General features: G+C 71.9%; 7 protein-coding genes. 5 read left to right on the plus strand and 2 right to left on the minus strand.

From position 1 onward, the window contains the following. Nucleotides 1-233 precede the first annotated feature (233 nt). Both ACTIGN_RS12730 and ACTIGN_RS12735 read left to right on the plus strand, forming a co-directional pair. Nucleotides 234-1,523, plus strand: a complete 1,290-nt coding sequence (locus ACTIGN_RS12730) for a hypothetical protein (protein WP_439624332.1) — start codon at nucleotides 234-236, stop codon at nucleotides 1,521-1,523. Between the two features lie 93 nt (nucleotides 1,524-1,616). Next, on the plus strand, nucleotides 1,617-2,993 hold the full coding sequence (locus ACTIGN_RS12735; RefSeq protein ID WP_439624334.1) for an arylsulfatase B: 1,377 nt from the start codon (nucleotides 1,617-1,619) through the stop codon (nucleotides 2,991-2,993). Nucleotides 2,994-3,142: 149 nt separating this feature from the next. On the opposite strand, the gene ACTIGN_RS12740 is transcribed toward ACTIGN_RS12735, so the two are convergent. Both ACTIGN_RS12740 and treY read right to left on the minus strand, forming a co-directional pair. Next, nucleotides 3,143-3,970 carry a sialate O-acetylesterase gene (locus ACTIGN_RS12740; RefSeq protein ID WP_439624336.1) on the minus strand — a complete coding sequence of 276 codons (828 nt, stop codon included), beginning with the start codon at nucleotides 3,968-3,970 and terminating at the stop codon, nucleotides 3,143-3,145. A 158-nt stretch (nucleotides 3,971-4,128) separates the two neighbouring features. Next, nucleotides 4,129-7,137 (minus strand): malto-oligosyltrehalose synthase, encoded by a 3,009-nt coding sequence (gene treY / locus ACTIGN_RS12745; protein ID WP_439624338.1) that lies wholly within the window; start codon nucleotides 7,135-7,137, stop codon nucleotides 4,129-4,131. A gap of 446 nt (nucleotides 7,138-7,583) precedes the next feature. Between treY and ACTIGN_RS12750 the strand changes: the two genes are divergently transcribed. The 3 genes from ACTIGN_RS12750 to ACTIGN_RS12760 form a co-directional block, all read left to right on the plus strand. Continuing rightward, entirely contained in the window at nucleotides 7,584-9,119 is a 1,536-nt protein-coding gene (locus tag ACTIGN_RS12750) for a sensor histidine kinase (RefSeq protein ID WP_439624340.1), read from the plus strand. Between the two features lie 2 nt (nucleotides 9,120-9,121). Further along, complete coding sequence (locus ACTIGN_RS12755; protein WP_439624344.1) at nucleotides 9,122-9,565, plus strand: response regulator; 444 nt, start codon at nucleotides 9,122-9,124, stop codon at nucleotides 9,563-9,565. Nucleotides 9,566-9,690: 125 nt separating this feature from the next. Then, on the plus strand, nucleotides 9,691-11,179 hold a 1,489-nt coding region (locus ACTIGN_RS12760), incomplete at its 3' end, for a response regulator (protein WP_439624342.1).

Here is an 11,179-nt window from a genome sequence, read left to right on the forward strand (position 1 = left end):
CCGCTGGCCCGGCGAACCCTGAGCGCCAGCGAGGGGGTGAGGCGCACCCCCTCGCTGGGCTCAGGGTTCGCCCAATTCGGCAGCCGCACCCACCCGACACGCGAGTTCGAACCCGGCCGCCGCGGAGTGTACAATGTCACTTCTGCCTTGCCCGTCGGCGGAATTCAGGATACAATTGTCCTGAATACCGCCGTCGCCCGCCGCTCTCGCCTCCCGCCCGGGTGCCACGCCTCATGACCACTCGACTCTTCGCCGCCGCGGCGGTGCTCCTCGGCGGTACCGGTGCCGCCCCGGCCGAGGACCTCGACCGCCCGCCGATCCGGTACTCGGAGACCGCCCCCGACACCGCGGTCACCCGCCTCGAACAGCGGATCAAGGCGAAGAAGCTCGAACTCGCCCGCGACGACGAGCACGGCTACCTCCCGGCCGTGCTCAAGGCGCTCGACGTGCCGCTGTCGTCGCAGGTGCTCGTGTTCTCGAAGACGAGCCTCCAGCGCGGGCGGATCAGCCCCAAGACGCCGCGGGCGCTCTACTTCAACGACGAGGTCGCGGTCGGGTTCTGCCGCAACGGCGACGTCCTGGAGGTCACCGCCAGCGACCCGAACCTCGGCACCGTGTACTACACCGTCGAGCAGCGGGCCGACCGGGCCCCGCGGTTCACCCGGCAGACCGAGTCGTGCCTCATCTGCCACGGGTCGTCGTCGAACCAGGGGTACCCCGGGCACCTCGTGCGGTCCGTGTCGCCCGACGCGCACGGCGAACTCGTGCTGTCCCGCGGCAGCAAGCGGGTGGACCACTCGACGCCGTTCGAGGACCGGTGGGGCGGGTGGTACGTCACCGGCACGAGCGGCAAGCAGTCGCACCTCGGGAACCAGATCGTCGGCGGGTGGTCGTGGGCCGAGGAGGACAAGCAGCCCGACCCGAGCAACGTCACCGACCTGCGGCCGTACTTCACCGTCGCGAACTACCCCACCCCACACAGCGACCTCGTCGCGCTCATGGTTCTGGAGCACCAGGGCGAGGCGTACAACCGGATCACCCGCGCCGGCATGCGGGTCCGGCAGGCGCTCCACGAGCAGGCCGCACTGAACACGGCGACCGGCGAACCGGCCGACAAGCGCCGCGAGAGCATCACCCGGCGGATCGAGTGGGCGTGCGAGCCGATCGTGCAGTACCTGCTGTTCAGCGAGGAGGCGAAGCTCACCGGGCCGATCAGCGGGACGTCCGCCTTCGCGAAGGAGTTCGCGGCCCGCGGGCCGTTCGACGCGCAGAAGCGGTCGCTCCGCGAGTTCGACCTGAGGACCCGCATGTTCCGCTACCCGATGAGTTACCTCGTCTACTCCCGCCAGTTCGACGGGCTCCCGGCCGAGGCGAAGGACCGCATCTACCTGCGCCTCCACGAAGTGCTGACCGGCAAGGACGAGTCGAAGCCGTTCGCGCACCTTACCAAAGACGACCGATCCGCGGTCCTCGAAATCCTCCGCGAGACGAAGGCCGACCTGCCGGGCTACTGGAAGAAGTAGGAACCCCGGTGGCGCAGCGGTGGTGACTTTGTCAGGACGCGGCGTGGACGGGCCGCGTCCCCCGGGAGACACTGACCCCCGGAGGACTTCATCATGCGCTTCGCGATTCTCACCGCGCTCGTTGCCGCGGCCCCCTGCTCCGCCGCCGACCCCGCCGACCGGCCCAACGTCGTGTTCCTGCTCGCCGACGACCTCGGCAGGCAGGACTGCGGGTTCATGGGCGGCACCGAGATCAAGACCCCGCACCTCGACAAGCTCGCCGCGGCCGGCGCGAAGCTCGACGCGTTCTACGTGCAGCCGGTGTGCAGCCCGACCCGGGCGGCGTTCCTGACCGGCCGGTACCCGATGCGGCACGGGTTACAGGTCGGCGTCGTGCGGCCGTGGGCGCAGTACGGGCTCCCGCTCGCCGAGCAGACGCTCCCGCAGGCGCTCGGAGCCGCCGGGTACGCGACGGCGATCGTCGGCAAGTGGCACCTCGGGCACTTCGCCCCCGAGTACCTGCCGACCCGCCGCGGGTTCGACCGCCAGTACGGGCACTACAACGGCGCGCTCGACTACTTCACGCACGAGCGCGACGGCGGGTTCGACTGGCACCGCGACGACAAGGTGAACCGCGACGAGGGGTACAGCACGCACCTGATCGCCAAAGAGGCCGTGAAGTTCGTCGCCGAGACCGCGGGCAAGAAGCCGTTCTTCCTGTACGTCCCGTTCAACGCGGTCCACGCCCCGCACCAGGTGCCGCCCGAGTACCTCAAGGCGTACCCGAGCCTCAAGGGCGAGCGGCTCAAGTACGCGGGGATGCTCGCCGCGATGGACGAGGCAGTCGGGCAGATCGTGGACGCGGTCGAGCGGGCCGGGGTGCGGAAGAACACGCTGTTCGTGTTCAGCAGCGACAACGGCGGCCCGCAGCCGGGGGTCGTGACCGACAACGGGAAGTACCGGGCCGGAAAGGGGACGCTCTACGAGGGCGGGGTCCGGGTCGCCGCGTTCGCGACCTGGGACGGCCGCATCAAGGCGGGGTCCACCGTGACCGAGCCGCTGCACGCCGTCGACCTGTACCCCACGCTCCTGAAGTTGTGCGGCGCGAAGGTCGAGCAGAAGTTGCCGCTCGACGGGCTCGACGCGTGGCCGGCGATCGCCGAGGGCAAGCCGTCGGCGCACGCCGCGATCCTGATCAACACCACCCCGGGCGGCGGGGCGGTTCGCGCCGGCGACTGGAAGCTGGTGCTGAAGAGCGCCACCGACGACCCGGACGGCGCCGACGCCAAGCCGCTGGGCAAGGAGTCGGTCGAGCTGTTCAACTTGAAGGACGACCCGTTCGAGGCGACCAACCTCGCGGCGAAGGAGCCGGACCGCGTGACGGAGCTGCGGGCGGCGCTCGCCGGGTTCGCGAAGCAGGCGGTGGCCCCGAAGTCGCGTGCGAAGCCGAAGGGGTTCGTGACCCCGAAGGTCTGGGGCGAGAAGGAGTGATACCAAGTCCGATGGAACCGGACCCGTGGTAGGCGGGTCCGAGCCCGAGCGCCGAGCGAGGGTTCAAGTTGACCCTGGCTCTGCGCTCGGGCTCGGACCCATACGCATCCCACAGATCCGGTACGACGCCGGGCCGCGGACCCCGCCGCTCACTTCAGGCCGAGCGCCTTCGCCATGCCCGCGGCGAACCGCTCGCCCAGTTCGATCTGGCTCGCGGCGTCGAAGTGGGTGCCCTTGTCGAACGTCTTGAGTCCGTCGGCCGGCACGAAGTACGCTAGCTTCACCTTCCCGGCGGTCGCCTTCTGCGCGGCCCGCACCGCGTCGCGCTTGCCGTCGTCGTACACCTCGCCGATGCCGAACGGCAGGTCGGGCAGTTCCAGGTCGGTGCGAACGCGGGCGATGAACGAAGTGAGCTGCTTCTCGTACTCCTCGGCCGTCAGCCCCGCGTCGCTCTCGCCCTGGTGCCAGATCACCCCGCGAACCGTGACGGTGTGCCCCTTGTCCTTCAATTCCTTCAGCGACCTGCGGGTGAAGTCGAGGAACGCGGCGTACAGCCGGTCCTTCACCTCGGGGTTCCAGTCCTTCGCGAGGCTGGTGCCGCCCTCGGTGTACTTGATGAGCGCGACCTTCTTGTCCTTCATCCGGTCCGCCATCGAGCGGCCGAACGACACCTCGGGGCCGAACGTGCCGCTCGGCAGTTCGGTCGGCCGGTTCTTGCCGGGGGCGACGCTCCACCCGGGTTGCAGCGGCTTGAACCCGCCGCTCGTCAGCACCGGCCCGCGGAGCTTCGAGCACGAGTAGGTGATACTTACGTCGTCCTGCGGCTTGGCCCACTTCGCGAGCGGGCCGGTGAGGCCGCTCGCCGGGCCGCGGCCGTCGCAGTTCGACTGACCCGCCACGAGGAACACCTGGACGTCGTCCGCACGGACGGGAGCGGTTGCGGCGCCGCAGAGCGCCGCCAGGAGCACACAACGCATGACGCGGTTCCTCGCCGGGGAAAGGGACCGGGTCGTTGTATCGGCTGCTCAAAGTAGGTCACTCGCTCCGCGAGTGACACCGGTCACGACCAGAGCCGTTCCCGAGACACGCAGGGCGCCGGGGTGCGACCCGCGGAGCGAGTCGCCTACTTTCCGGGTCACCCCTCGCGCACCAGCAGCGCGACGGGGAAGTGGCGGAACACGTCGGCGGCGGGGAGCGCGTCGGCCGCGGTCAGCACCTCGCCGGTGAACACGTTCCGCCAGCGGCCCGCCGGCACCGCGAGCGTGGTGTCGCCCCACACGTCGCCGAGCGGCTCGGCGGCCCCGCCGCACAGCTTCGCGACGAGCCGCGGCACCGCCACGACCGCGGACGCGCCGGCGTGCGTGCGGGCGAACGCGAACAGGTGATCGGCCCTCGCGCCGGCGGCGGCGAGCGGCGCGTACTCGCCCTCCGAGAACAGCCCCGGGTGGTCGCGGCGGCACGCGAGCGCCCGGTGGGTGACGTACACCTTCACCCGCCCGTCCTCCTTGTGGGCGAGCACGTCGGCGGTCCATTTCAGGAGCGCGTCGCCGGTCAGCGCGGCGGCCGCGGTGCAGCCGCCGAGCAACTCGCGGCGGCGGTCGTAGTCCACCGGCCGGCGGTTGTCCGGGTCCACGAGGCTGAAGTCCCAGAGTTCGGTGCCCTGGTACGTGTCGGGCACGCCGGGCGACGCGAGCTTGAGGAGCGTCTGCGACAGCGAGTTGAACAGCCCGAGGCGGACGACCCGCTGGAGGAGCGGCCGGAAGTCGTCGAGGAACGCCTGGCTCGCCGCGGGGTCGAGGAGCTTCGCGACGAACTCGCGGGCGGCCCGGTCGTAGTCCCCGTTGGGGTTCACCCAGCTCGACCGGGCCTTCGCCTCGTGCAGCGCCTTGACGACGTAGTCCTGCACCCTCGTCATGAACCCCGAGAGCACCTCGGGGGACCCGTCCAGCGGCCACGCGCCGACGAGCGTCTGGTAGATCAGGTACTCGTCGTTGACGTCCGGGGCGGTCTCGTCGCCGGCGGCCCGCTTGAGCCCGGCGTTCGTGCGGACCCACCGCCGCACGGCCTCGCCCCACTCGTCGGGGATCTCGGACAGGACGTTCAACCGGGCGCGCACGTCCTCGCTCCGCTTCGTGTCGTGCGTCGAGAGCGGCGACAGACCGTACGGCCACTTCGCCTGCCGGTCGGCGTTGAACCAGTGCAGCCCCTCGACCGACGTGCCGAACCGCCCGGGGTCGCCGCCGACCTCGCTGAGCGACACGAACCGGACGTACCGGTAGAACGCGGTGTCTTCGAGCCCCTTCGCCATGACCGGGCTGGTCACCTGCTGGAACTTGCCGACGAACCGCCGCTGCTCGGCCGCGTCGGCGTCGGTCGCGCCGTCCGGGTACTCGAGGAGCAGGGTGCGGCGGACGAAGTCGAACACCGACGGGCCGGTGAGCGGGTTGCGGGCGCGGGCGCGGCGGACCGCGGCCTCGACGTACTGCCGGTCCGCGTCGTGGACCGCGCCGAGGTCGGAGATGTACGAGCGGTACACCGGGAAGCACGCGATCACCTCGCGGAGCGCCTCGCGGAGCGTGTTCAGCGTGAAGTCGCGGGTCTTGCGGCCCTTGCGGGCGATGCGGTCGAGCTGCCGGGTGAGGGTGTGCAGCTCGCTCGCGAGCGACGCCTGGAGCACGAGCCGCTTGCACCGGTACACGACCTCGGCGAACCGCGGCGCGTCCTCGACCAGCTCGCGGTACAGGCGCGTCAGCGGCCGCTCGCCGGCGGCGTCGATGAACACCCCGTTGACCGCGTTCACGAACTCGTAGCCGCTCGTGCCGTACACGGCCCACTCGCCCGGGAGCGGCTCGGCCGCGCCCAGGATCTTCTCGGCGACGACGTACAGCGGCCACCGCCGCGCGCCGGTGGCGCCCGCGATCTCGGCGAGGCGCGCCTCGACCCGCTCGACCGCGGCCGGTTCGATCTCGGCCCAGGGCGTGGCGGCGCCCGCGGGGTCGGCCTCGTACGCGTGGCGGGCGAGGGCGAGAACGTACGCGCGCTGGAGCCGGTGGAAGTACCCCTGCGGGTCGTACAGCCCGTCGGGGTGGTCGATCCGCACGCCCTCGAGGGTGCCGTCGGTGAGCAGCGCCAGCACGAGTTCGTGCGCCGCCCGGAACACCTCCTCGCGCTCCGTGCTCACCGCGGCGAGGTCGTTGACGTCGAAGAACCGGCGGTAGTTGATCTCGTCGGTCGCGACCCGCCAGTACGCGAGCCGGTAGCACTGGCGGCCCAGCAACTCGTCGAGCCGGTCGAAGCTCCTCGGGTCGCCGGGGGTGCCGTTGTAGAGCGCCACGGTCTCGTCGATGAACTGCCGCACGGCGTCGCTGCGGGCGGTCAGGTCCGCGAGCCGCCGCTTCACCACCTCCTTCTCGCGCTGCCGCTCGGCCACCTTCGCCGGGTCGGTCTCGGTGCGGTCCGGGAGGTGGCCGACGGCGGTGAGGACGCTCTGGTACTCCGACAGGTCGGGCGCCTCGGCCCCGAGCCGCGCCTCGAGGTCGTCGAGCCGGTGGCCGAGCACCAGGGCGTAGCTCCGCGGGGAGACCGGGAACCGGCGGTCGTAGTACGCGACCCAAAACGCGCCCGCCTCGAAGCTCAGCCGCAACTCGCCGGCCTCGAGCACGTCGCCGTAGGAGTTGCCGAGGACCGGGAGCAGCACGCGGTCCCGGAGGTCGTCGCGGTCCGACGCATGCCACGCGATGTCGAAGTGCTCGGCGTACTTCGACGCCGGGCCGTTCTCCAGCACGTCGTTCCACCACGGGTTGTCGTTGGTCGCGACCCCCATGTGGTTGGGGACGATGTCGAGCACCTGCTTGAGCCCGCAGGCGTTCAGCGCCGCGACCCAGGCGTCGTAGTCCTCACGGGTGCCGATCTCGGGGTTGAGGACGCGGTGGTCGACGATGTCGTACCCGTGCGTGCTGCCGGGCCGGGCCTTCAGGTACGGGGACGCGTAGACGTGCGTGACGCCGAGGTCGCGGAGATAGGGCGCGAGCGCCGCGGCGTCCCGGAAGGTGAACCCGGCGTGGAACTGGAGCCGGTAGGTGGACTCGGGGGGCCGGCGGCCGGCCGCCCGTTCGAGCGCCCGGGAAATCAACTCGTCAACCACGGGGAACGTCTCCTGCCCGGACCGGCGCCGCCCTGGCAAATGGTTGCCTGCGGCCGCGCAGCGAACGGCCTGCGGTCCCGGCCGCGTCAGCCGGCACCGGTGTTCCTGTAGTACCGCAACCGGGCTCACCCGTCACAGCATTTTACCCACGAGCGTGCCGGGCCAGAGCCGCACCCGGCCATTCGGGGTCGCGGTCGCGGTGCAATTGCACACCGCGTGCCGAGCCGGCCGTCCCGGAAGGCGGCTCGGACCCGCCCGGCGTGGGCATCCACACGCGAGCGGCACCGGCATTGCACTGTGGGGAGAATCCCTGGCCGCCCCGGCTTCGAGGGCGAGCGTGCAGAAGGGCAGCGAACTACTGGGACGAGCGGCCGAACGGTCGCCGATCAGTAGCAGTACGCGGCGTGGCCCCCAAACGGCTAACACGAGACGGATCGGACGCGACGATGTCCCCGAGCGGAACGGCCAGAGACGCGACGCGGGACCACACCCACGGTCAGGTTCGCGCCGAGAGCGCCCTTGCGGCCAGCGAGGAGCAATTCCGCATGCTCGTGGGGGGGGTGCGGGACTACGCGATCTTCATGCTCGACCCGGCCGGCCGCGTGGTGACGTGGAACGCCGGGGCCGAGCGGATCAAGGGGTACCGGGCCGACGAGATTATCGGGCGCCACCTGTCGACGTTCTACACCCCCGAGGACCTCGCCGCCGGCAAGACCGAGGTCGAGTTGACCGTCGCCGCGCGGGACGGCAAGTACGAGGAGGAGGGGTGGCGGGTCCGGAAGGACGGCACCCGGTTCTGGGCCAACGTCGTCATCACCGCGCTCCGGGACGGGTCCAACGAGATCCGCGGGTTCGCCAAGGTGACCCGCGACATCACCGAGCGGCGGGAGAGCGACCGGATCAAGTCGATCGTCGACAACGTCGTCGACGGGATCGTGACGTTCGACGAGAACGGCGTCATCGAGAGCTGCAACCCGGCGGGCGAGGCGCTGTTCGGGTACCGGTCCGAGGAGGTCCTCGGGCGGAGCGTCCGCATTCTGGCCGGGGCCGGGGACCGCACCGAGTGGGCGGCCCAGACCGGGCCGGGCGCCCGGGTCCGCGAGGCCGTGGGCCGGCGCAAGGACGGGTCCGAGTTCCCGATGGACCTGGCCGTCGGGGGGTTCCACTTCCAGGGCCGCCGGGCGTTCACGGCCGTGGCCCGCGACATCACCGAGCGGCGGCGGTCCGAGGAGCAGTTGCGGTTCTACGCCCAGGAACTGGGGGCCGCGAACGCCGAACTGGCCCGCAGCAACCAGGAACTCGACGACTTCGCGTACATCGCCAGCCACGACCTCAAGGAGCCGCTCCGGGGCATCCACAACTACGCGACGTTCCTCCTCGAGGACTACCGCGAGGAGCTCGACGCCGAGGGCCGGGACAAGCTCGCCACCCTCACCCGGCTCTCGCAGCGGATGGAGACCCTGATCGACTCCCTGCTCGAGTTCTCCCGGGTCGGCCGGGTCGAACTCGCGGACCAGGAGACGGACCTGACCGCCCTCGTCCGGTCGACGCTGGAGCCGCTCCAGATCACGCTCCGGGAGGGGCGGGTGGACGTCCGGGTGCCGGTGCCGCTGCCGGTGCTGCGGTGCGACCGGGTCCGGGTCGGGGAGGTGTTCCACAACCTCATCACCAACGCCATCAAGTACAACGACCGGCCCGACAAGTGGGTCGAGATCGGCACCCGCGACCCCGGCCCGGCGGGCGGGCCGCCGGTGCTGTACGTCCGCGACAACGGGATCGGCATCCCGGAGAAGCACCACGCGGTGGTGTTCCGCATCTTCAAGCGGCTCCACGGCCGCGACAAGTTCGGGGGCGGCACCGGGGCCGGGCTCACGATCGTCAAGAAGATCGTGGAGCGGCACGGGGGCCGGGTGTGGGTCGAGTCGGCCCCCGGCGAGGGGGCCACGTTCCTGTTCACCCTGGCCCCGGGGGGCGGCCCGTGACGATGAGCCCCCAGCAGCCGATCCTGCTCGTCGAGGACAGCCCGGAGGACTACGAGGCGACGGTCCGCGCCCTGCGGCGGGCCGGCCTCGCGAACCCCATCGTCCGGTGCGAGGACGGCGACGACGCGCTCGACTACCTGTTCCACCGCGGCCGGTACGCCGGCGGGGCCGACGCGCCGCGGCCCGGCATCGTCCTCCTCGACCTCAACCTCCCGGGCACCGACGGCCGCGAGGTGTTGGCCGCGGCCAAGGCCGACCCGACCCTGCGGCGGATCCCGATCGTGGTACTGACCACGTCGACCGACGAGCGGGACGTGGAGAAGTGCTACGCGGCCGGCGCGAACAGCTACATCTCCAAGCCGGTGGACCTGGACGGGTTCATGCGGGCGATCCGGAGGCTGAAGGACTTCTGGTTCGAGGTGGTGATCGTGCCCCGGACGGGGTGACACGGGACCGGGACCGCGGCGGTCCACCCGTGCTGTTGCCGGCCCGGCGGGCCGGGCGGGGGAATCGCGCCGGCCCCACCGGGGCCGGCCACACGGACTCTACACCGCAACCCGGGACGAGCGGAATGACCGAACGCGGCTACAGACTGCTGGTGGTGGGCGCCGGCCCGGGGGACCGGGCCGCGTACCGCCGCGCCCTGGCCCCCGACCGCGCCGAGGTCACCGAGGCGGACACCGGCCGGGCCGGGCTGGACGCGTGCCGCGCCGCGCCGCCCGACTGCGTCGTCCTCGACCACACCCTGCCGGACATGGACGCCCTTGAGTTCATCGAGGCGCTCAAGGACGGGCGGACCGAGCCCCCGGTCCCGGTCGTCCTGGTCACCGGTCAGGGGACCGAGCCGCAGGCGGTCCGGGCGCTGAAGGCCGGGGCGCGGGACTACCTCGTCCGGGGCGCGGCCCCGGACGGGGTCCGCCGGGTCGTCCGCTCGGCCATGGAGCGGCACGCGCGGCTCCCGGAGCGGCCGTACCGGGTGCTCATCATCGACGACAGCCCCGAGGACCGGGCGACGTACCGCCGCCGGTTGTCCCGCGGGCCGGACCGGTTCGAGTTCCGCGAGGCCTCGACCGGCGCGGAGGGGCTGGCCCTGTGCCGCGAGTTCGACCCGGACTGCGTCCTGCTCGACTACCAGCTCCCCGACACCGACGGTTTGGAGGTGCTCTCGGCCCTCTCCCGCCCCGCCCAGGAGGACGGCGGGCGGGCCGCGGTGCTCGTCCTCACCGGCCAGGGGAACGAGACGGTCGCCGTGCGGGCGCTGAAGGCCGGGGCCGAGGACTACCTGGTCAAGGGACCGGCCCTGGACACGCTCCCGCAGACGGTGCGGTCGGCCGTCGAGAAGGTGGCGCTGCGGCGGCGGGTCGAGGAGCAGCGGCACGAGCTGGAGCGGCACCGGAACCAGCTCCGGGTGACCCTCGCGAGCATCGGCGACGCGGTCGTCGCCACCGACCCCGCGGGGCGCGTCACGTACCTGAACCCGGTCGCCGAACAGTTGACCGGGTGGGGCACCGCCGACGCCGCCGGCCGGCCCCTCGGCGACGTGTTCGTGATCCACCACGAGGGCACCCGGCGGCCGGTCGACAACCCCGCCCTCCGGGCGCTCCGCGACGGCACGGTCACCGGGCTCGCCGGCCACACGGTCCTCGTCGCCCGGGACGGGACCGAGCGGCCCATCGACCACAGCGCCGCCCCGATCCGCGACGAGACCGGTGCGGTCCACGGGGCCGTGCTCGTGTTCCGCGACGTGACCGAGCGGCACCGCCTGGAGGACGAGCTCAAGCGCCGCGTGGCCGACCTCGCCGCTGCCGACAAGCGGAAGGACGAGTTCCTGGCGATGCTGGCGCACGAGCTGCGGAACCCGCTCGCGCCGGTCAAGAACGCGCTGCACGTCCTGAAGCTCCGGGGCGGCGACGGGAAGTCGGTGGACCAGGTCCGGGCGGTGATGGAGCGCCAGGTCGGGCACCTGACCCGGATGGTGGACGACCTGCTCGACGTGTCGCGGATCACCCAGGGGAAGGTGGTGCTCAAGCTGGAGCGGCTGGACCTGGGGCGGCTGGTCC

The sequence above is a fragment of the Gemmata sp. genome (genome assembly GCF_051859125.1).
Classification (GTDB): domain Bacteria; phylum Planctomycetota; class Planctomycetia; order Gemmatales; family Gemmataceae; genus Gemmata.

Bases quoted from the DNA above. Each gene is read 5' to 3' on its own strand.
- ACTIGN_RS12755 (WP_439624344.1), top strand. From the start codon at position 9,122: ATGAGCCCCCAGCAGCCGATCCTGCTCGTCGAGGACAGCCCGGAGGAC.
- ACTIGN_RS12750 (WP_439624340.1), top strand. From the start codon at position 7,584: ATGTCCCCGAGCGGAACGGCCAGAGACGCGACGCGGGACCACACCCAC.
- ACTIGN_RS12735 (WP_439624334.1), top strand. From the start codon at position 1,617: ATGCGCTTCGCGATTCTCACCGCGCTCGTTGCCGCGGCCCCCTGCTCC.
- ACTIGN_RS12740 (WP_439624336.1), bottom strand. From the start codon at position 3,970: ATGCGTTGTGTGCTCCTGGCGGCGCTCTGCGGCGCCGCAACCGCTCCC.
- ACTIGN_RS12730 (WP_439624332.1), top strand. From the start codon at position 234: ATGACCACTCGACTCTTCGCCGCCGCGGCGGTGCTCCTCGGCGGTACC.